We start from the raw sequence: 20,220 nt of genomic DNA, 5'->3' as shown, positions 1-20,220 counted from the left end.
TTCCTCCTTTCAGGCGGGCTGGTCGAAGTCGCCGCCGCCCTTGACCTGGGACTCGTAGATCTCCTGGTAGATGGCGTTGGTCTTCAGCAGGTTTTCGTGGGTATCGAAGGCGTCGATGCGCCCGCCGTCCAGCACCAGGATGCGGTCGGCATTCTGCACGCTGGAAATGCGCTGGGCGATGATGATCTTGGTGGTGCCGGGAATGGTCTTTTCAAAGGCCGCCCGGATCTTGGCGTCGGTGGCGGTGTCCACGGCGGAGGTGGAGTCGTCCAGAATCAGCACCTTGGGCTTCTTCAGCAGGGCCCGGGCGATGCAGAGGCGCTGCTTCTGGCCGCCCGACACATTGGCGCCGCCCCGCTCGATGCGGGTGTGGTAGCCGTCCGGCATGCGGTCGATGAACTCATCGGCACAGGCCGCCTTGCAGGCGGCGATGCACTCCTCGTCGGTGGCGTCGGGGTTGCCCCAGCGCAGATTGTCCAGAATGGAGCCGGAGAAGAGGGTGTTCTTCTGCAGCACCACCGACACCTGGTTGCGCAGCACCTCCATGTCGTAGCGGCGCACGTCCACGCCGCCCACCTTCACGGTGCCGCTGTCCACGTCGTAGAGGCGGCAGATCAGGTTGACCAGGCTGGACTTGCCCGAGCCGGTGCCGCCGATGACGCCGATGGTCTCGCCGGAACGGATGTGCAGATCGATGTCGGTGAGGGCGTTCTTGCCGCTGCCGTGCTTGTAGGAGAAGTTCACATGGTCAAAGTCGATGCGGCCGTCCGGCACGTCGGTGACGGGATCGGCGGGATCGGCCAGGTCGGGGGTCTCGTTGAGGACCTCGCTGATACGGTGGATGCTGGCCAGGGACATGCTGATCATGACCACCACCATGGAGAGCATCATCAGGCTCATGAGCAGGGCCATGATGTAGCTGAACAGGCTGGTCAGGTCGCCGGTGGTCATGCTGCCGCCCACGATGTACTGGGCACCCAGCCAGGACACCGAGATGATGCAGAAGTAGACCGCCACCATCATGGCCGGGTTGTTGAAGGCCAGCAGGCTCTCGGCCTTGACGAAGAGGCGGTAGAGGTTGCGGGAAGCCTTGCTGAATTTGTCGTTCTCATAGGATTCCCGGACGAAGGCCTTGACCACCCGGATGGCGGAGATGTTCTCCTGGACGCTGGCGTTCAGGTCGTCGTATTTCTGGAAGACCTCGTTGAAGATGCGCAGCGTCACCACCATGATGCTGCCGATGACCAGCACCAGGAAGACCACCGCGATGAGGAACATGGCGCTGAGCCGGGGGCTGATGTACAGGCACATGGCGTAGCTGAACACCAGGGTCAGGGGGCTGCGCACCGCCACGCGGATGACCATCATGAAGGCGTTCTGGACGTTGGTGATGTCGGTGGTCATACGGGTGACCAGGCCCGGCACGCTGAATTTGTCGATGTTGGAAAAGGAGAAGGTCTGGATCTTGGCGTAGATGCTCTCCCGCAGGTTGGCGGCCAGACCCGAGGAGGCCGAAGCCGCCGCCTTGCCGGCCAGGGCGCCGCAGGCCAGGCTCACCAGAGCCATGGCGATCATCAGGGCGCCGTAGCGGTAGACTACCCCCAGATTGGCGGCCTCCAGACCGTCATCGATGATACGGGCCGTGACGAAGGGGAGCAGGATCTCCATCACAACCTCCAGCGCCGTGAACCCGATGCAGGTCCACGCCGCCCGTTTGTATTGCTTGAGTTGCTGCAGTACAGTCTTCACTTTCTTCACTCCTTCAAGGAAACATTCTCTACGTTACAGGATTATAGCATCTTCCCGGACGATTGAGAATTTCAAAACCTTGTTCGACGTTAGCAAATATCGAATGATGTATTGCAAAATATTGAAAGGTGGCGTATACTGATCCCGACATTACCCGCGGGAGGGAAAACGGCTATGAATACCCAGCAGCTGCTGTGCTTTGTCTGTGTGGCAGACCGGCTCAACTTCACCAAGGCGGCGGAGGAACTGTTCCTGTCGCCGCCCACGGTGACCCATCACATCCAGACGCTGGAGGCGGAGCTGGGCACGGCGCTGCTCATCCGCAACTCCAAGATGGTGCGGCTGACCGAGGCGGGCCGGGGCTTTTACAACGACGCCAAGGAGATCCTGGCCAAGATCGAGATCGCCCAGAAAAAGCTCCACGACGCCGCCCATACGGCGGTGCGGCTGTTCCATATCGGGTGCACCAGCAGCACCGAGCTGCAGTACCTCAAGCCGCCCCTGCGGGCGCTGGGGCAGCGGTATCCTGGGTTCAACCCCATCGTGCACCTGCAGGACTATTTCAGTCTGAAAAATATGTTCGAGGCCGAGCAGCTGGATGTCATGCTCTGCACCCGCAACATGATCCGCAAGCTGCCGGGCTGTGAGTTCCACCCGGTGGCCGAAGCGCTGCTCTACGCCGTGCTGCCGGCGGATTCGCCCCTGGCGCAGAAGGGGGAACTGCACTATGCCGACCTGCAGGACCAGCGGATCCTGACGCTCCATCCCAAGATGGTGCCCTTTGAGGGCGGCGGCCGCCTGCGGGACTGGATCATCGACCATGGCCTCAACCATATGGACATCCACTGCGAGAGCGACCGTTCGGGCATCCTGCTGGCGGAGTGCGGCTACGGCGTGGCCCTCTTCCCGGAGTTCTACACCCAGGAACTGCCCGACACACTGGTCCGCCGTCCCTTCGAGCCGGGGGGCGGCACGCTGACCTTCGGGGTGGCCTGCCGCAAGCAGGGCAAGGACGACTATGTGAAGGAATTCCTGGCGGCCTTCCCGCTGCAGAAAGCATAAAACACCGGGCGTGCCCGCAAGGGCACGCCCGGTGTTTCGTTTGTCAGGAGGAGGACCGCAGCACCAGTTCCATGCCGCCCGGTCCCCAGCCGAAATCCCCCACGGCATAGCCCCGCTCCAGCATCCGGGGCAGGGCGGGGTCATTGAGGTGCAGGTGCCGGTAGGGCTCCCGCCAGTGGGGCAGCCCCCGGGCCGAAAAGACCATCATGTTGGCCCCGGCCATAGGCCGCACGGCCCGCAGGGTCAGCCCCGCCGAAAGGTACTGGGCACACAGGTCCTCGCACCGGGGCAGCGCGTCGGCGTCCAGGGGCTGCACGGCCCAGACGTGGTAGCTGGCGTAGCGGGCGGTGGCCAGCCGCAGCGCCGTGCGCAGGAACTGCCGCAGCTGGGTATAGTGCTCCGCCGTCAGCGGTTCGGTGAGCACGGCACCCTGGCCGTCGGCACCGTAGCCGGCGGCCCGCAGACTGGCGGGCAGGGTCTCGTCGTCGTAGAGGGGCAGCAAGGCCGCCGCGGCCTGCAGCGTATCGCTCCCCGCAAAGTCCCCCAGGATCCGCCCGCTGGCCAGGGCGGTGTTCAGGGCATCCCGGGGCAGCTGGGGCAGGCCGCCCTCCCCGCAGAGGGTCAGCAGCGCCTCCCGGTCGGCGGGCAGCAGCATCCGGGCGTCAAAGGTGGTGGTTCGTTCCAAAGTTTGCAGCATACAAAGGTCCCTTCTGTAAGTAAAGAATGAATACGGGACCTATTGTACAAAAAGCCGCCCGCCAAACCTGCCGAAACAGGGCGGACGGCGCAAGGCCGGTTCAGTCCCGGGGCGTGGGATTTTTCCGTCCCCGGGCCAGCTCCTCAAAACTGCGGTTGGCCGTGAAACAGCGGTGGTAGGGATTGTCGGGCAGCGGCGTTCTGGAGGGCGGCGGCACCGGCTTTTTCCGCAGCCGCCGCAGATATGCCCGGAGTTTGGGGCCTGCGCGCATGGCTCAGCCCTCCACCGGGACCGCCCCGGCGGTCAGGGTGGCCCACAGGCCGCTGTTCACGGTGTAGGCCTCCGGCACCTCGTCGTACCAGTTGCCCCGGCAGCCGATGTACAGCCCGTCCAGCAGCGACTGGCCGGAAACGCTGTTCTCCCCGGTGGCAACCTCCCCCAGGTCCAGCCCCGCCAGCAGCGGGCAGTCCTGCCAGCGGTAGACCATCTGCTGCCAGTTGTCCAGGTCATCCTCCCCGGGCAGAGTGCCGTCGGTGTACTGCAAGGCCTGGGTCTGGCTCTCAAACCCGGCGGGATCCTCCAGCAGGAACAGATAGACCTCGCTGCCTTCCGCCAGAGCCGCCGTCAGCTGGGTGGTGCCCGCCAGCTGGCTGTAGGGATCGGCGCTGTCGGGGGCAAAATCCACCAGGTACTGGTCCAGCTGTACGATCACCTGGCCGTCGCCGTTGCGGTCGCTCACGTAGGGGATCAGCGCCTGCTCCAGCGCTTCCGCCGTGGCTTCGGACAGGTTGCGGGGGCCCACGTAGCCGATCTGGAAGTCCGGCTGCACCCGGAAAAACATATCATGGATGATCCAGGCCAGCAGACCCAGCAGAATGACCACCACCAGCACAAGGATCTTGTGGTAGTGCCACCAGTTGGCGGCCTTCTCCTGTTTGGTGTATTCGCGGGGGGCGGGTTCGGGGGCGTACTGTTCGTCGCTGCTCTTGGTGACCCATGCCATAGGAAAGCCAACTCCTTTATATTTCACATTCTCCTTATTCTACCACAAATCGCGCCGGGATTTGTAAACTATTTTTAACACAGCCTTGCAAAGCGGGAATAAAATCGGTATGATGGAAGAAAGATCCCGCGCCGCGGCGCGCGGGAAGGGGAGAGGACGGTGCCTGTATGGAGAAAAACACCCTGCTGCTGCGCGATACCGAAGCGTTCATGCGCGGCGAGCTGGACAACGTGACGGTGGCGGGGGGCAGCATCGTGCTGGACCTGGTCCAGGGCAGCTATGTGCCCTACGGCTGCTACACCAGTGCCGCCATCCCCCTGCCGCTGTTTGATGCCCTCTGGGTGAGCTGGAACGCCACCTCGCCCCCCGGCACCGCCGTGGAGGCCCAGGCCCGGGTGCTGGTGGACGGCAACTGGTCCGCCTGGGTGGGGTTCGGCAAATGGAGCCCCTACCTCCGGCGGGAAGGCACCCCGGAGCAGGAGCGCGGCCCGCTGCGGATGGGCTCCGACCTGCTGCGGCTGGACAGCAAGCGGGCCACCCAAGCCCAGCTGCGGATCTATCTGTACACCAAGCAGGAGAAGGTCACTCCAGCGGTGCATCTGCTGGGGGCCAGTGTGCGGGCGGTGGGAGTCATTCCCGCCCGGGGCCGCCCGGTGAACCGCACCCTGCACCTGATGCCCTATGTGATGGGCCGTCGGGCGAAGGCGCTGCATCCCTGGATGGACCTGGCCATCAGCCTGGCCAGCCTGACCAACCGCTGGGGCGCCGATCTGCTGCCGGAGGAGTTCGCCCAGGTCCTGCGGGACTGGCGGACCCCCGACGCCCAGGACCCCCGCAACCTGGGCTTTGCCGCGGCGGCTGCGGGCTGCTGGGGCTTCCCCACCTGGGTGAACTGGTGCGGCCTGGGCACCCTGCGGGAGGAAGTGCGCCAGGGATACGGCTCGGTGGTGGCGCTGGAATCCACCCCCGCCCAGATCGCCCAGGGCTACCCCGAGCGCCGCTTTGTGGCGGTGCGGGGCTTCCGGATGGCGGGCGGCGCCTCCCAGGTGCTGCTCTGCGACCCCTGGGCCGGGGAGGCCGACTTTGACGCCGAGACCGAGATGCCCCTGGACGATTTCCTGGTGGCCTGGGACAATGTGGCGCTGCTCATGCGGGCCCGTCCCACCGAGGATGCCCGCACCGGCCCGGCCCGGGGCAGTGTCTGGGTGCGCCCGGCGGGGCCGGCGGCCCCCGGGGTCTACCGGCTGTACAGCAACGGCGAGCTCCATCTGCTGGGGGACGATTTCTGCGAAAACGGCGGGGTGCTGGCCTGGAGCACTCCCGACGACAAGCCCCATGCCACCACCGCCCACCGGACCTTCCACTTCGTGGCGCCGGACGAGGGCGGTCTGCGGCTGGACCCCCAGGGAGAAAACCGGAAATATACGGTCTACGCCATCGACACGGCGGGCAGTATGCTCGTGGGCGATCTGACGGTGTGACCTGCTGCCCGTCCCCCGCTTCGGGGGACGGGATTTCCTTTGTCCGCGGGGCGGAAACACCCCCGGAAAAACCCGGCAAAAAGTGGAAAAGTCACAATTTTTTAAAGGTTTTTTACCTTGCTTTTGACGGCGAATCATGTATAATAAAGGTAACATGGGGGACAAGGGCCGGCTGTTCCCCATTCCAAACGGTCGGCGGCCCTGCCGGCCGCCGGATCGTCCCGGCCAAATGTATAGAGAAAGAGGTATATGTAACATGGCAAAGCTGGATCTTACCAAGTACGGCATCAGCGGCACGACCGAGATCGTGTACAACCCCTCTTATGACGAACTCTTCGCCGAGGAGACCAAGCCCGGTCTGGAAGGCTACGAAAAGGGCCAGGTCAGCGAACTGGGTGCGGTCAACGTCATGACCGGCATCTACACCGGCCGTTCCCCCAAGGATAAGTTCATCGTCATGGACGAGAACTCCAAGGACACCGTGTGGTGGACTTCCGAGGGCTACAAGAACGACAACAAGCCCGCTTCCAAGGAAGCCTGGGATGCCTGCAAGAAGCTGGCCGTGAACGAGCTGTCCAACAAGCGCCTGTTCGTGGTGGATGCCTTCTGCGGCGCCAACAAGGATACCCGCATGGCCATCCGCTTCATCATGGAAGTGGCCTGGCAGGCACACTTCGTGACCAACATGTTCATCAAGCCCACCGCCGAGGAGCTGGAGAACTTCGAGCCCGACTTCGTGGTCTACAACGCTTCCAAGGCCAAGGTGGAGAACTACAAGGAACTGGGCCTCAACTCCGAGACCGCGGTCGTCTTCAACATCACCAGCCGTGAGCAGGTCATCCTGAACACCTGGTACGGCGGCGAGATGAAGAAGGGCATGTTCTCCATGATGAACTACTTCCTGCCGCTGAAGGGCATTGCCTCCATGCACTGCTCCGCCAACACCGATATGAACGGCGAGAACACCGCCATCTTCTTCGGCCTGTCCGGCACCGGCAAGACCACCCTGTCCACCGACCCGAAGCGCCTGCTCATCGGCGATGACGAGCACGGCTGGGACGACAACGGCGTCTTCAACTTCGAGGGCGGCTGCTACGCCAAGGTCATCAACCTGGACAAGGATTCCGAGCCCGACATCTACAACGCCATCAAGCGCAACGCCCTGCTGGAGAACGTCACCCTGGACGAGAACGGCAAGATCGACTTCAACGACAAGAGCGTGACCGAGAACACCCGTGTGTCCTACCCCATCGATCACATCGAGAAGATCGTCCGTCCCGTCTCCGCGGCTCCCGCTGCCAAGAACGTCATCTTCCTGTCTGCGGACGCCTTCGGCGTGCTGCCCCCGGTCTCCATCCTGACTCCGGAGCAGACCGAGTACTACTTCCTGTCCGGCTTCACCGCCAAGCTGGCCGGCACCGAGCGCGGCATCACCGAGCCCACTCCCACCTTCTCCGCCTGCTTCGGCCAGGCCTTCCTGGAACTGCATCCCACCAAGTATGCTGAGGAGCTGGTCAAGAAGATGAAGGTCAGCGGCGCCAAGGCCTACCTGGTCAACACCGGCTGGAACGGCACCGGCAAGCGCATCTCCATCAAGGATACCCGCGGCATCATCGACGCCATCCTGGATGGCTCCATCAAGACCGCGCCCACCAAGACCATCCCCTACTTCAACTTCGAAGTGCCCACCGAGCTGCCCGGCGTCGATCCGAAGATCCTCGATCCTCGCGACACTTACGCCGATGCTTCCCAGTGGGAGGAGAAGGCCAAGGATCTGGCTTCCCGCTTCCAGAAGAACTTCGTCAAGTACGAGAGCAACGAGGCCGGCAAGGCTCTGGTTGCCGCCGGTCCCCAGCTGTAATCGCTGCGGCTGACGCCTGACGAATCCATAACCTGAAAACCCCCGTCCTGCCATGCAGGGCGGGGGTTTTGTGGTGCTGCGCCGTTGCGCCGGAGGGGAGAGACGTGGTATACTGAAAAACAGAAAACGGCAGGCCGGAACAGTGGAATACGGCCCTGCACAGAGGAGGAACTCCATGCAATGGTGGAAACTGGAGGCCCCGGAGCGGCGGCGCTTTGCGCTGCTGGCAGGGGGCGGCCTGATCTATGTGCTGCCCATTCTCCTGGCAGACCGGTATTATCAGGATGATCTGGCCCGGGCAGTGTATGGCGCCGGCGGTTGGGTCGGGGACGGCCGTCCCCTTACCGAGTGGATCATGGAACTGTTGGCGGGCGGCGGTAGCACGGTGATCGATGTGTCCCCGCTGCCTCTGCTGCTTGGGGTGGCGGTGCTGGCCTATGCCATGACGCTCTATGCCCGGCAGGCGTTCCCGGCTCTGCGCGGCAGCGCTCTTGCCACGGTGTCGTTGGGGTTCGTGCTGACAAATCCTTTTGCTCTGGCCAATCTTTCCTATAAATTTGACTGCCTGACCATGCTGCTGGCGGTGGCGATTTGTTTTGTGCTCTACGCTCTGCCGGCAACCCTTGGCGGCCCCCGGCTGGCGGTGGCCGGGGCGGTGTGTGCGGTACTTGTGATGAGTCTGTACCAGCCCGGTGCCGGGATGTTTCTGGTGCTGGCGGGCGTTTGGGGTGTGTTCTGGCTTGTGGACTGGCTGGGCAGCGGGGAACCGCTGCGTGGACGTTTGCCCTGCCTTTGGCCGGAAGTCTGGCGCCTGGGCGGGATTGGAGCAGGGGCTCTGGTTTACCTGAAAGGCATCGCGCCCCGGCTGATGAATCAGGAAGGATGGCAGCAGAATGCCTCCCAGACGGTTGGCGGCATCGGCGCTCTCCGCACCATGGTATCGCATCTTTTGGAAGGCGCTCGCTATATAGAAACGCGGCTGCTCCAGTTTCCGGTGGCCTACCGCACCGCCCTGCTGCTGGCAGTGGCCGGGGCGGTCGCCGCAGCGCTGTGGAGATTCTGGCGGCAAAGCAAGGCGGCCCCTGTCCGGAAACTGTTGGGATGTCTTCTGCTGCTGGCGGCACCGTTTGCCGTCCTGTTGGCCAGTTATCTGCCGCTGACCGCGCTGCAGAGCGTACCTTTTGCGCCGCGGCTCCTTCTTGCCGCCGGCGGGGCGATGCTGTTCATCGGTCTGCTGTGGCTGCGGGCGCTGCCCCACCGCCGGGCGGTGGCCGGGGTACTGCTGGGGGCCTGTCTGTTCTGCCAGTTCTGCTATGGTTACGCCTATGGCAATGCGCTGAAATGTCAGAAGGACTATGAGGTCTATCTGGTGACCCAGATCGCCCATGACTGTGAGACCATCAACAGCGCAGAGACGTACGATCAGCTGAGCTTTATGGGGGACCCGCCGAGCCCGCGCCAAATGCAGCAGTTCACCAATATGTATCCGCTTTTCGGGGAGCTGATTCTGCCGTATTTCAACAACAGCAACTGGATCGGCGGTGCCTGGGTCTACCACTACCTGCAGCATGGATTGAAGATCGTGGATCTCACCGATGCCGACAAGGCGGCCTGCACCGACGAAAACCGGCTGCTGCAAAATTCCCTCTATGATTGCTACCGGTCGGGAAACAAGATCCTGATTTCTTTCCGCTGAAAAACCAAACCCCTTCCGCTGCGCCGGCAGCGGAAGGGGTTTTTATGGCTCCTGTACCGGTTCCAGCAGGTGATGCTCGGCCACCGTGGGACCGTCCAGGCGGCGCTCCCGGCCGTCCATGAAGCGGATGGTCAGAAAACGGCCGTTCACCTCGGTGACGGTGCCCAGCCCGAACACCCCGTGTTTTACGGCGGCCCCCACCCGGGACAGTGCCCCCAGATCCACCGGCGGCAGCTTGGGCGCCGGTGCGGTGGTGACGGCGGGCAGAGGGGCCGGGGCCTTGGTCTGCAGGCGGGCGGCCTGGGCGGCCAGACGCTCCCGCTCGGCCCGGGCTTCCGGCAGGTTGAAGAGCACCTCCTGGGTGAACACCGAGGGCAGCGCCGGGCAGTCAAAGAGTACCAGCCGCCGCCTGGCCCGGGTCATCCCCACATAGTAGAGCCGCCGGTCCTCCTCGTAGCGGCGGGTGTCCTCCTGGGTGCGGCAGCAGATCTCCAGCTGGGCAGGCAGGATGCCGTCAAACACATCCAGCAGTACCACGCTGTCATACTCCAGACCCTTGCTGGAATGGATGGTGGAGAGGGTCAGCATCGCTTCGGCGGGGTCCTGCCGGTCAGCCAGCAGCTCTCGCAGTTCTCCCAGCCGGGCCAGCAGCCGGTCGGGGGTGGGCTCCTGCTCTGCCAGCAATCCCAGTATGGACAGTTTGCCGCTGTCCATCCGTTTCTGCTCCAGGTAGGCGCCGTAGCCTGCCTCATCCCGCAGGGCGGCGATGGCTTCGGCGGCGGTGAGGCCCGGCAGCCGGTGCATGGCGGCCACCACATCCTCCAGCCCCTCCCGCACCCGGCGGCTCAGATCGGGACAGCGCCGCAGTTCGTCCAGGATGGGCCGTCCGCTGCGGCCGCTGGCCCCGCAGGCATAGACCGCCTGCCGCCGGGCGATGGGCAGCCCGAATTTGTAGTAGAGTTTCATGAACAGCGTGCTGTCGGCGGGATGCCGGGCCAGCTGCAGCAGATCCGCCACGTCCAGCACGATCTTGTCGGTAAAAAAGGTCAGGTCGCTGCGGGGGAACCGGTAGGCCAGGCTGTGCCGCTCGCAGAGGTCAATGAGGGGCAGGGCGCTCTCGTTGTTGCGGAAGAGCACCGCCAGTTTCTCCCCCCGGCGCACCCGCTCAAACAGCCAGGTGAACTGTTCCTCCCGTTTTGTGATCTTTACGATCTCCAGCGGACCCTGGTCGCCGCAGGTGGCCCGCATGACCTTGGGACGGCGGTACCGGTTGCGCGCCACAAAGTGGTTGGCGGCATCCACGATCTCAGTCCCTGAGCGGTAGTTGTGCTCCATCAGCAGCACCCGGGCGCCCGGCCACACCTTCTCAAACTCCATCAGCGCCTGGGGATAGGCCGCCCGGAAACCGTAGATGCTCTGGTCCTCGTCCCCCACCATAAAGAGATTGCGGGAGCGCCCCGCCAGCAGGGCGATGATCTCGTGCTGGATCTTGGAAGTGTCCTGGGATTCGTCCACACAGAGATAGCGGTACCGGTCCTGAAAATACCCCAGCACCGCCGGCACAGCTTTGAGGATCTGCAAGGCAAAGACCATCTGGTCGTCGTAGTCCATCCAGCCCCGGCGCTTCAGCTCCGCCTGGTAGCGGTGGTAGAGGGCGGGCAGATCGGGCAGGTCGGTCTCCAGGGCCGCGATGCCCTCCTCGTCCAGGGCCATGTTCTTGATGTAGGTGATGGCGGTGCGCAGCTCCTTGAGGGTGCTGTCGGTGGGGTAGTCCTCCGCCACCTGCTGGTAGAGCTGGGTGAGCAGACGGGTCAGTTCCCCCTCGTTGGTCATGAGCTGGGGCTGCTGCCGGTGGTAGCGGCGGCTGTAATACTGCAAGATCACCGCCGACACCCCGTTGATGGTGCGGAAGGGCAGCCGCTCCGCCAGCTCCGCCCCGAACCGGGCCGCAAACCGGGTGCGCATCTCCCGGGTGGCGGCCACCGTGTAGGTCATGGTCAGGATGGACTCCGGCGGGATGCCCCGGCACTGCACCATGTAGCCCAGCCGGGTCACCAGCACGGTGGTCTTGCCGCTGCCCGGCACCGCCAGCAGCAGCACCGGACCGTCCACGGCGGTCACCGCCGCCCGCTGCTGGTCGTTGAAGGACGCCATATGCTCTTGGAAAAACTGCTGCTCCTCCACGGGGCGGGGACCTCCTTTCAGCGTTTCAGGATGAAACAGGGCAGCGGCGCGGTGTCGGCCCAGTTGGCAAAGTCGCAGACCAGCACGGTGTACTGGGTCAGCGGCAGGGAACGGAAAAAGGCCAGGGCGGCCTGCTTTTCGCTGTCCCCGATGACCTGCCCGCTGTAGAGCACGGCGGCCAGGATGCCCCGGGGCTTGAGCAGCTTCAGCGCCGCCTGCAGCGCCGGGATGCTGCCCGCCGCCGTGGAGTGCACCTCGTGGTCCGCCCCCGGCAGCCACCCGAAGTTGAAGAGCACACAGTCGGCGCTGCCGGGCGCGGCCAGCTCCCCCAGCCGGGCATGGTCGGCCTGTACGGCCCGGCCGATGCCGTCCAGCCCGGCCGCCGCCAGCCGGGCGTTGGTGGCCTCCACGGCCCTGGGCTGGATGTCCAGGGCCAGGACCCTGCCCTGCGGCCCCGCCAGACGGCAGAGAAATTCGGTATCATGGCCGTTGCCGCAGGTGGCGTCGATGCAGAATCCCCCCGGCGCCAGGTGGGCAGTGAGGAATTCATGGCAGAGTCCCACCGCCGACAGGTCGGGCACCCGCCGGCGGACCAGCCGGGTGCCGTCGGGGCGGAAATCAAACTTTTCCGCCAGTGCCCGGGCGGCGTCGTCGGCAGGCAGGGGGGCGGTGAACCGGGTCTCCGCCTTGGGGTCCAGGCCGCCGTTGTGCCGCAGCAGCTCTTTTAACAGGTAACTGCCGTAGCCCCGGCGGCGCCAGGCCGGGTCGATCTCCACCCGGACGGCGCCCTGTTCCAGCCGCGCCGTGCCGATGGGTGTTTTCTCTTTGTACAGCGTATATACCGGACCTTCGCGGCGAATCTGCATAGGGCACACCTCTCTCTTTGAACAGGATACAAGCCCCGGCAGGCATTGTCAAGTGCTGCCAAAAATGATAAAATGTGTGAAAAAGAGGGCTGAACGGGCCAAAAACGCCCGGCTTTTCACATTCTTTTCACGCACACGCGAAACCTATTTCACAATTCGCGGGTATACTCTTTAGCAGAGAAGGCGAAAAGACCCCCTCTCAGAAGAAAGCGAAAGGAAGGACCCGTATGAGCAACGAGTTTGATTACTCCGGCCTTTATAATCATACAACGGGCGAGGGTACCCCCCAGGGCACCCCCCCGGCAGACCAGAACCACACCGAAAACACCCAGGCTGCCCAGAGCAGCTATCCCAATGTGGGCAGCAGCGGCATGAACACCGCCAACACCGCCCAGACCGATTACTCCACCCCCAACTCCGCTCCGCAGCAGAACAGCGGCTACACCGGCGCCACCGGTTCCACCGGTTCGAACGGCTACACCAGCAGCTTCAGCGGCGGCAGCAACGGCGGGTACAACGGCTACAGCTACGCCAGCGCCCCCCAGCAGCCCCCCAAGAAGCAGAAAAAGCACCATCCGGTGCTGCTGCGTGTCCTGGCCGGCGTGGGCGTCGTGGTGCTGGGCTTCGGCAGCGGCTTCGGCGGCGCCATTGTGGCCAACCGCACCGGCCTGACCGGCAACCAGGTGGTTGTCCAGCAGGTCCAGCGTGATACCTCCGACGCCACCAACGCCAACAGCACCGACGGCACCACCATGAGCGTCCAGCAGATCGCATCGGTGGTCTCGCCCAGCGTGGTGGCCATCACCACCGAGCAGATGAGCGGCTCCCAGACCTGGTTCGGCGGCTACTATGTGCAGAGCGGCGCCGGTTCCGGCGTCATCATCAGCCAGGATGGCTACATTCTGACCTGCGCCCATGTGGTCAGCGGCGCCACCAGTGTCAAGGTGGAACTGAGCACCGGCGACAGCTATGACGCTACCATCGTGGGCTCCGACTCCACCTCCGACATCGCGGTCATCAAGATCGACGCCACCGGCCTGACCCCGGCGGTCATCGGCAACAGCGACGCCCTGGCCGTGGGTGAGACGGTGGTGGCCGTGGGCAACCCCCTGGGCACCCTCTCCAACAGCGTGACGGACGGTATCATCAGCGCCCTGAACCGGGAAGTCACCGTGGAAGACAATGACATGACCCTGCTCCAGACCGATGCGTCCATCAGCCCGGGCAACTCGGGCGGCGGCCTCTTCAACGGCAACGGCGAACTCATCGGCGTGGTCAACGCCAAGAGCAGCTACTCCGAGGCCGAGGGTATCGGCTTCGCCATCCCCATCAACTCCGCTATGGACATCGCCAACCAGCTCATCGAGAACGGTTCGGTGGCCCGTCCGGCCCTGGGCGTCAAGATCTATGACGTACAGGACGCCAACACTGCCCAGCAGCTGGGTGTCAGCAGCACCGGCGTCTATGTGGTGGAAGTCACCGCGGGCAGCGGTGCCGAAGCCGCCGGCGTCAAGGCAGGCGACCGCATCATCGCCGTGGACGATACGGCGGTCAGCTCCTCCAACAACGTGAAGAGCTACCTGGCCGACAAGAATGTGGGTGACACCGTCAACCTGCAGGTGGAGCGGGACGGCAAGGTCCTGACCCTGGCCGTCACCCTGGGCAGCAGCACCCAGTAACCCGTAAACAGCAATCCCCCTGCCGGGAATTTCCCGGCAGGGGGATTTTTGTATGTGTGGTTACGCCTGCAGGGCACGGCAGGCTTCCCGGATGAGGTCCCGCTCCACAAAGGGCACCTTTTTGCCCTGGATGAGCTGGTAATCCTCGTGGCCTTTGCCCGCAAAGAGGACGATGTCCCCAGGCTCTGCCATGGCCACCGCCTGGCGGATGGCCTCGGCCCGGTCGGGGATCAGGGCGTACAGGGCATCGGGGGCCATGCAGGCATCGATGTCCCGCAAAATGTTCATGGGATCCTCAAAGTCAGGGTTGTCGCTGGTGAGGATGCTGTAATCCGCCCAGGCGCTGGCGGCCTCGGCCAGTTCCCGGCGGCGCACCTGGGTGCGGCCGCCCACCGATCCGAAGACGCAGATCAGACGGCGGGGCTGGTAGGCCCGCAGAGTTTTCAGGGCGCTGGTCAGGGCCAGCCCGTTGTGGGAGTAGTCCACAATGAAGGTGCGGCCGGGCAGACCCTCCACCACCTCAAAGCGGCCCTCCACCGGGGTGTGGGCCAGGGTTTTGGCGGCCTGGTCGGGGGTCACGCCGAAGGCCCCGCAGAGGGCGATGGCGCACAGAGCGTCCGACGCGCTGAAGGCGCCGGGGGACATCACCCGCACAGGGGTGGCTTCGCCGCCGTGCTCGCAGGTGAAGTCGATGCCCAGGGCGGTCTCGCTGCGGTACTGGGCCAGGTCCACCGCCCGGTAGTCGGCGTCGTGGCCGATGCCGAAGCTGACCTGCTGCCCGGCAAAGCCCGCCCGCATGTAATCGCTGACGGCATCGTCGGCGTTGTAGACCATGACTCGGGCGTTGTACTCGGCGAAAAGGCGGCGCTTGGCGGCCTTGTAGTCCTCGAAATCGGGGTGCTCGCCGGGGCCGATGTGGTCTTCCGACAGATTGGTGAAGGCCACCACCTCAAAGGGGATGCCGTCCACCCGGTGGTGGCGCAGCGCCTGGCTGCTCACCTCCAGCACCACGTGGTGCACATTGGCGTCCAGCATCTTGCGGAACAGCCGGTGCAGTTCCAGGCTTTCCGGGGTGGTGTTGGCGGTGGCTTCGTGGGTCCCGGCGATGTTCACGCCGTTGGAACCGATGTAGGCACAGGACAGTCCCGCCTCGGTGAGGATGGCGGAAGTCAGCAGCGCCGTGGTGGTCTTGCCCTTGGTGCCGGTGATGCCGATGATGTGCAGCTGTTCGGCGGGATTGCCGTAGAAATCGGCCCCGATGACGGCCAGCGCTGCCCGGGTATCCTGTGTCACGATCTGGGCGACGTCGGCGGGCAGGTCCAGCGTATGCTCTACGAGGAACGCCCGGCAGCCCTGATCGTAGGCGCTGCGGGCGAAGGTGTGGCCGTCCATCCAAGCGCCCACCAGGCAGACAAACAGCGCCCCCGGTCCCGCCTTGCGGGAGTCGTAGGTGATGGCGGTGATCTCGGCGTCCGAGGCGCCGGTGTGATCAATGTGGCGAACGAGTTCGTTCAGTTTCATGGCGGGGTCAGCCTTTCGGGTAGTAGGTTTTGAACTTCTTGAACTGGCGGCGCAGCTGCTCCAGCACGCAGGCGTAGCGGACAGGATTCATCCACAGGTCGGGCTTGTAGAGCAGCGAGCAGGCTTCCTTGCCCTGGGCTTTCAGCGCCCGGGCTTTGGCCACCAGCTGTTTGTCCTCGGTGTAGGTAAAGGCCACCTGGGCCGGTACATGGTGCCAGAATACCTCGTTGCGGTTGAGCATGCAGTCGGTGCCGCCGTCGTTCCATTTCTCCACCACGAGTTTCGCAATGTTCATGCCGCTGGCCGTCACATAGTAGTTGCTGCGGCCCTGGCGCAGATTGATCTCAAAGACCCGGAAATCCCCCGGCTCCCCCGACCACTTGATGTCGAAGTTGGAAAATCCCGTGTAGTGGCAGGCTTCCAGCATCTGGCGGATGTTCTCCACCAGGGGCAGGGCGGTGGTGTCCTCGGTGACGATGGCCGCGTGGTTGCCCAGCCCGTGGGGGGTGTGCTCCTCCACCATGGTGTGGCCCAGGCACATGGCCCGGACCTTGCCGTTCTCGTCGGAGAAGGCGGTGAGCACCCGCATGTGGTCGTCGCCGCCCGGCACCATCTTCTGCAGGATCATCTTGTCGGGGTAACCCGAAGCATAAATCTGTCTGACGATGGCCGCGGCCTCGTCAGGGGTGGCCGCCGTGTAGACCTTCTTCATGCCGTCAAAGGGAAATTTCCAATACGCTACACTGGAAGAGGGCTTCACAATAATCGGGTAGGCAAAGCCCAGCTTGTCCTCGGTGAGCTCGGCAGGGTCTGCCGGGGCGGTGAGGACTTTCGTGGTGGGATAGGGAATGCCGAACTTGTCGCAGACTTCGTAGAACTCCGCCTTCTTCTGGATCAGACCGTAGAGGTCGGCGGCAGGGCCGGGGGCAATATACTCCGGCAGTTCGGCCTTGCGGCGGATGATCATGGCCGCGTAGTCGTCGGTGCAGCCGAACAGATAGAGCTTCTTGCCGGCGTGCTCTTTGGCAAAATCGTGGAGCACTTTCAGCATGGTGGGTTCGTTGTCGATGTCCGGCACGATGGTGAAGTGGATGATCTTGGAATACTTGGTGGGGGCCATGGCATACCGGCCGAAGGCGTAGCTCTCCACGCCGTAGGCCTCATGGAAGGCCCGGGCAAAGTTGTAGCAGTTCAGGTCGGCACCCAGGAATACAGGGATCAGATCGGTGTTCATAGCAAAAATTGCATCTCCTTGGTTATATAGTCACTGTTGGCGGACATGTGCCGACAACAGTGACACCTACAGGGAAATTGCCCCCAAAATTGTGTGCGAGGAGCTCGCGACGAGTGCGCGGTTTTGGGGGCGATTTTGTCGAAGGGGAATACAAAGGGGGAAACAGACCCGTCAGGCATCGCCGTGCGGGGCTGTTGCCCTCTTTGAAGCGCGCGGCGCTTGCATCACGCCCACTTTTCAAAGAACTGTTCGTGCCAGGTCAGGAAGGTGTAGGCCGTCCAGATCTTGCGGCGGTCGTGGCGCGGGTCGGCCAGCATGGCCACCAGCTTGTCCTGGTCGAAGTACTCGGCGGCTACATCGCTCTCGAACCGGGCGCGTACCTTGGCGGAGAACGCCGGGTCCTCCAGCCACTTGGCGATGGGCACCGGGAATCCCTTCTTGGTGCGGTTGGCCCAGGCGTCGGGCAGCGTCTTGTTGGCGGCGGCCCGCAGCACGGCCTTGGTGTCGCCGGCAATCTTGTAGTTCACGGGATAGCTGGAAGCCTCCCGCAGCACTTCCCGGTCGAGGTAGGGCACCCGCAGTTCCAGGGAATGGGCCATGCTCATCTTGTCGGCTTTCAGCAGGATGTCGCCGGGTAGCCAGAGGTTCAGGTCCAGATACTGCTTCTTTTCCAGCTCCGGCAGGTCCTTCACCCGGTCGTAGATGGGCGCGGCGATCTCCCGGGCAGTGGGGCCTACCCGGTATTTCGGCTTCAGGATGTCGTAGGCTTCCTTCTCGGTAAAGACCAGCGCCTGGCCGATGAACCAGTCCTCGGGACGGCCGCTGCCCTTGATAATGAAGTCATGCCCCTTGAAGTAGGGCAGCTGCTGGCTCACATCGCTGGCCAGATGACGCAGCCCCAGGGGCAGATGCTTGTATTTCTGCATCAGCGGGGTGTCGGCGTACCACTCGTAGCCGGCGTAGATCTCGTCGGCGCCCTCGCCGGAGAGCACCACCGTCACATGGCGGCGGGCCAGCTCGCACAGGAAGTAGAGCGGTACCGACGACGGGTTGGACTGGGGTTCGTCCATGTGGTACTGGATGTCCGCAAAGGCGTCCAGGCACTGCTCCTTGGTGAGCATCTCCCGGTAGTTGTGGATGCCCAGCTTGGCGGACAGCTCGGCGGCCTCGGTGGTCTCGTCGAACTTGTGGCCGCCGTCGGGGGTCTCAAAGCCCACCGAGAAGGTGTCGTCCGGCATCAGGCAGGCGGTGATATAGCTGGAATCCACGCCGCCCGACAGGAAGGAACCTACCTTCACGTCGCTGATGCGGTGGGCAGCCACCGACTCCCGCACCCGGGCGTCGATCTCGGCGGCACAGTCCTCGAAGCTCATGCCGGTCTTGTGGCGGAAATCCACATCCCAGTAGCGCTCCATATGCATCTTGCCGTCCTTGTACTCAAACCAGTGGGCGGGCGGCAGCTTGTAGGTGCCCTTGAAGAAGGTCTCGTTCATGGCGCTGTACTGGAAAGTCAGGTAGGGGCGCAGTGCCTCGGCGTTGACCTCCCGGCGGAACCCGGGATGCTCCAGCAGGCTCTTGATCTCCGAACCGAAGAGCAGCTCGCCCGCGTCGGTCTGGGTGTAGTAGAAGGGCTTGACGCCGAAGATGTCCCGGGCACCGTACATGACGTTGGTCTTGGTGTCGTAGACCACGAAGGCGAACATGCCCCGCAGCATGGCGGCCAGCTTGTTGCCGTACTCCTCGTAGCCGTGGAGGATGACTTCGGTGTCGCAGTGGGTCTTGAAGATGTGACCCTTGGCCTGCAGCTCGGCGCGCAGGTCCATGAAGTTGTAGATCTCGCCGTTGAAGACGCAGACGACGGTGCCGTCCTCGTTGTACATGGGCTGGCGGCCCGCCGCCAGGTCGATGATGCTCAGCCGGCGGAAACCCAGTGCCACGGCGGTGGCGGGGGTGTCACCGCTCAGGTGATACCCTTCCATATCGGGGCCGCGGTGGATGATGCGGTCTGCCATCTTATGCAGGATCGCCTCACGCGCTTCGCGCAGCCCGGTAAAACCAACAAAACCACACATGGTCGTTTATCCTTTCCCTTGTTCAGGTTGCCTCTATGCTTTCCCATACGGAGAAAACTCCATATATCTGTATATTGTACCACAGCACCCCCCAAAAGAAAACCCCCGCCCGGATTTTTCCGGGCAGGGGTTCGGCGTTACAACATATGTTTTTTGTGCAGGAACCAGGCGGTGACCACACAGATCACCAGGGTCAGCCCCAGCACGATGCCGAAACCGGCGGCACTGCTGGCAAAGGGCATGCCCTCTGAGGAGACGTTCATGCCGTACAGGCCGCTGACCACCGTGGGCACGGCCATGAGCAGGGTGATGCTGGTCAGGTATTTCATGGCGTTGTTCAGGCGGTTGTCCAGAATGGAGCTGAACAGTTCCCGGGTACCTTTGATATCGTCCCGGTAGATGCTGGTCATCTCAATGGCCTGACGGATCTCCACGATGACGTCGTCCAGCAGTTCCCGGTCGTCGGGATACTGTTCCAGCCGCTTGTACCGGGTCAGCCGGTCCAGGACGGTGGCGTTGGCCCGCAGACTGGTGGCAAAGTAGACCAGGGTGGATTCCAACCCGTGCAGTTCCACCAGGTCGCTGTCCCGCAGATCACCGGACAGGTTTTTCTCCAGGGCCTGCCGCCGGCGGTCGATGAGCCGCAGCTCCTGCTGGTACATGGTGGCGGCACGGTAGAGCAGCTGATAGACGAACCGCATCTTTTTCCGGGTGGAAAATCCCTTCACCCGGCAGGAGGTGAAATCCCCGATGACCGGCGTCTCCACCGAACAGACGGTGACCACCAGTTCCTGGGTCAGCAGAATGCCCATAGGAATGGTGGAGTAGATGCCCTCCCCGGAGCCGGGGACCTGATAGGGAATGTCCACGATGATGACGGTGTACCCGTCCTCCAGACTGATACGGGCCGACTCTTCCGGGTCGGTGGCGGCGAACAGGTCGTCCGGTTCGATGTCCAGTGTGGCGGCCACCTGGCGCACCTCGGCCTCACTGGGGGCCGTCAGGCAGACCCAGCTGCCCTCCTCCATATTGTCTGCCCGCGTCAGCAGTTTGTCTCTTGTGCGGTAAATCTTCATCATGGGCGTATCCACCTGTACTTTTATACTGCCCTACCA

Annotated in this window: 15 protein-coding genes; 5 read left to right on the top strand and 10 right to left on the bottom strand. The window is 63.7% G+C overall.

Annotated features, from left to right (window positions below; all coding sequences use genetic code 11):
• Window positions 1–9 precede the first annotated feature (9 nt).
• A complete protein-coding gene (locus NQ490_RS05855) occupies window positions 10–1,749 on the bottom strand; it encodes an ABC transporter ATP-binding protein (protein WP_040918697.1) in 1,740 nt (579 codons plus the stop codon).
• Window positions 1,750–1,923: 174 nt separating this feature from the next.
• Between NQ490_RS05855 and NQ490_RS05850 the strand changes: the two genes are divergently transcribed.
• On the top strand, window positions 1,924–2,811 hold the full coding sequence (locus NQ490_RS05850) for a LysR family transcriptional regulator (protein ID WP_007048379.1): 888 nt from the start codon (window positions 1,924–1,926) through the stop codon (window positions 2,809–2,811).
• 43 nt (window positions 2,812–2,854) lie between these two features.
• Here NQ490_RS05850 and NQ490_RS05845 read toward each other — a convergent pair whose 3' ends face one another.
• From NQ490_RS05845 to NQ490_RS05835, 3 genes are all read right to left on the bottom strand, one after another.
• The gene (locus NQ490_RS05845) at window positions 2,855–3,508 is read right to left on the bottom strand and encodes a hypothetical protein (protein WP_007048380.1); all 654 of its coding nucleotides are present in this window, start codon (window positions 3,506–3,508) and stop codon (window positions 2,855–2,857) included.
• A 100-nt stretch (window positions 3,509–3,608) separates the two neighbouring features.
• Complete coding sequence (locus tag NQ490_RS05840) at window positions 3,609–3,779, bottom strand: hypothetical protein (RefSeq protein ID WP_007048381.1); 171 nt, start codon at window positions 3,777–3,779, stop codon at window positions 3,609–3,611.
• 3 nt (window positions 3,780–3,782) lie between these two features.
• Window positions 3,783–4,511, bottom strand: a complete 729-nt coding sequence (locus tag NQ490_RS05835; RefSeq protein ID WP_007048382.1) for a hypothetical protein — start codon at window positions 4,509–4,511, stop codon at window positions 3,783–3,785.
• Between the two features lie 167 nt (window positions 4,512–4,678).
• Between NQ490_RS05835 and NQ490_RS05830 the strand changes: the two genes are divergently transcribed.
• The 3 genes from NQ490_RS05830 (at window position 4,679) to NQ490_RS05820 (ending at window position 9,549) form a co-directional block, all read left to right on the top strand.
• Complete coding sequence (locus NQ490_RS05830; RefSeq protein WP_007048384.1) at window positions 4,679–5,992, top strand: hypothetical protein; 1,314 nt, start codon at window positions 4,679–4,681, stop codon at window positions 5,990–5,992.
• Window positions 5,993–6,248: 256 nt separating this feature from the next.
• On the top strand, window positions 6,249–7,853 hold the full coding sequence (pckA, locus tag NQ490_RS05825) for a phosphoenolpyruvate carboxykinase (ATP) (protein ID WP_007048385.1): 1,605 nt from the start codon (window positions 6,249–6,251) through the stop codon (window positions 7,851–7,853).
• 175 nt (window positions 7,854–8,028) lie between these two features.
• Window positions 8,029–9,549, top strand: a complete 1,521-nt coding sequence (locus NQ490_RS05820; protein ID WP_040918700.1) for a glucosyltransferase domain-containing protein — start codon at window positions 8,029–8,031, stop codon at window positions 9,547–9,549.
• A gap of 42 nt (window positions 9,550–9,591) precedes the next feature.
• Here the strand turns inward: NQ490_RS05820 and NQ490_RS05815 are convergent, their stop codons facing one another.
• Together NQ490_RS05815 and NQ490_RS05810 are read right to left on the bottom strand one after the other, a co-directional pair.
• Window positions 9,592–11,733 carry an ATP-dependent helicase gene (locus NQ490_RS05815; RefSeq protein ID WP_259951671.1) on the bottom strand — a complete coding sequence of 714 codons (2,142 nt, stop codon included), beginning with the start codon at window positions 11,731–11,733 and terminating at the stop codon, window positions 9,592–9,594.
• Between the two features lie 17 nt (window positions 11,734–11,750).
• Window positions 11,751–12,599, bottom strand: coding sequence for a bifunctional GNAT family N-acetyltransferase/class I SAM-dependent methyltransferase (locus tag NQ490_RS05810; protein WP_259951670.1), 849 nt, complete (start codon window positions 12,597–12,599; stop codon window positions 11,751–11,753).
• Between the two features lie 227 nt (window positions 12,600–12,826).
• Between NQ490_RS05810 and NQ490_RS05805 the strand changes: the two genes are divergently transcribed.
• Window positions 12,827–14,278: a S1C family serine protease gene (locus tag NQ490_RS05805; RefSeq protein WP_007048392.1), complete on the top strand. Its 1,452-nt coding sequence runs from the start codon at window positions 12,827–12,829 to the stop codon at window positions 14,276–14,278.
• A 60-nt stretch (window positions 14,279–14,338) separates the two neighbouring features.
• Here NQ490_RS05805 and NQ490_RS05800 read toward each other — a convergent pair whose 3' ends face one another.
• The 4 genes from NQ490_RS05800 to NQ490_RS05785 all read right to left on the bottom strand — a co-directional run bounded on the left by NQ490_RS05800 (window position 14,339) and on the right by NQ490_RS05785 (window position 20,184).
• Entirely contained in the window at window positions 14,339–15,799 is a 1,461-nt protein-coding gene (locus NQ490_RS05800; RefSeq protein WP_007048393.1) for a UDP-N-acetylmuramoyl-L-alanyl-D-glutamate--2,6-diaminopimelate ligase, read from the bottom strand.
• 7 nt (window positions 15,800–15,806) lie between these two features.
• Complete coding sequence (locus NQ490_RS05795) at window positions 15,807–17,033, bottom strand: carboxylate--amine ligase (RefSeq protein ID WP_007048394.1); 1,227 nt, start codon at window positions 17,031–17,033, stop codon at window positions 15,807–15,809.
• Window positions 17,034–17,257: 224 nt separating this feature from the next.
• Complete coding sequence (asnB, locus tag NQ490_RS05790) at window positions 17,258–19,105, bottom strand: asparagine synthase (glutamine-hydrolyzing) (protein ID WP_007048395.1); 1,848 nt, start codon at window positions 19,103–19,105, stop codon at window positions 17,258–17,260.
• 137 nt (window positions 19,106–19,242) lie between these two features.
• The gene (locus NQ490_RS05785) at window positions 19,243–20,184 is read right to left on the bottom strand and encodes a magnesium transporter CorA family protein (RefSeq protein WP_007048396.1); all 942 of its coding nucleotides are present in this window, start codon (window positions 20,182–20,184) and stop codon (window positions 19,243–19,245) included.
• Window positions 20,185–20,220: the final 36 nt, after the last annotated feature.

The organism is Subdoligranulum variabile, assembly GCF_025152575.1.
GTDB classification, from domain to species: domain Bacteria; phylum Bacillota; class Clostridia; order Oscillospirales; family Ruminococcaceae; genus Gemmiger; species Gemmiger variabilis.
Note: the sequence above shows the minus strand (reverse complement) of the source record. Positions and strands in the feature narration are given on the sequence as shown.

Excerpts from the sequence above, each read along its gene's own strand:
- NQ490_RS05795 (WP_007048394.1), bottom strand. The coding sequence starts at position 17,033 with ATGAACACCGATCTGATCCCTGTATTCCTGGGTGCCGACCTGAACTGC.
- NQ490_RS05835 (WP_007048382.1), bottom strand. The coding sequence starts at position 4,511 with ATGGCATGGGTCACCAAGAGCAGCGACGAACAGTACGCCCCCGAACCC.
- NQ490_RS05845 (WP_007048380.1), bottom strand. The coding sequence starts at position 3,508 with ATGCTGCAAACTTTGGAACGAACCACCACCTTTGACGCCCGGATGCTG.
- NQ490_RS05810 (WP_259951670.1), bottom strand. The coding sequence starts at position 12,599 with ATGCAGATTCGCCGCGAAGGTCCGGTATATACGCTGTACAAAGAGAAA.
- asnB (WP_007048395.1), bottom strand. The coding sequence starts at position 19,105 with ATGTGTGGTTTTGTTGGTTTTACCGGGCTGCGCGAAGCGCGTGAGGCG.
- NQ490_RS05850 (WP_007048379.1), top strand. The coding sequence starts at position 1,924 with ATGAATACCCAGCAGCTGCTGTGCTTTGTCTGTGTGGCAGACCGGCTC.
- NQ490_RS05785 (WP_007048396.1), bottom strand. The coding sequence starts at position 20,184 with ATGATGAAGATTTACCGCACAAGAGACAAACTGCTGACGCGGGCAGAC.
- NQ490_RS05830 (WP_007048384.1), top strand. The coding sequence starts at position 4,679 with ATGGAGAAAAACACCCTGCTGCTGCGCGATACCGAAGCGTTCATGCGC.
- NQ490_RS05820 (WP_040918700.1), top strand. The coding sequence starts at position 8,029 with ATGCAATGGTGGAAACTGGAGGCCCCGGAGCGGCGGCGCTTTGCGCTG.
- NQ490_RS05805 (WP_007048392.1), top strand. The coding sequence starts at position 12,827 with ATGAGCAACGAGTTTGATTACTCCGGCCTTTATAATCATACAACGGGC.
- pckA (WP_007048385.1), top strand. The coding sequence starts at position 6,249 with ATGGCAAAGCTGGATCTTACCAAGTACGGCATCAGCGGCACGACCGAG.
- NQ490_RS05800 (WP_007048393.1), bottom strand. The coding sequence starts at position 15,799 with ATGAAACTGAACGAACTCGTTCGCCACATTGATCACACCGGCGCCTCG.
- NQ490_RS05840 (WP_007048381.1), bottom strand. The coding sequence starts at position 3,779 with ATGCGCGCAGGCCCCAAACTCCGGGCATATCTGCGGCGGCTGCGGAAA.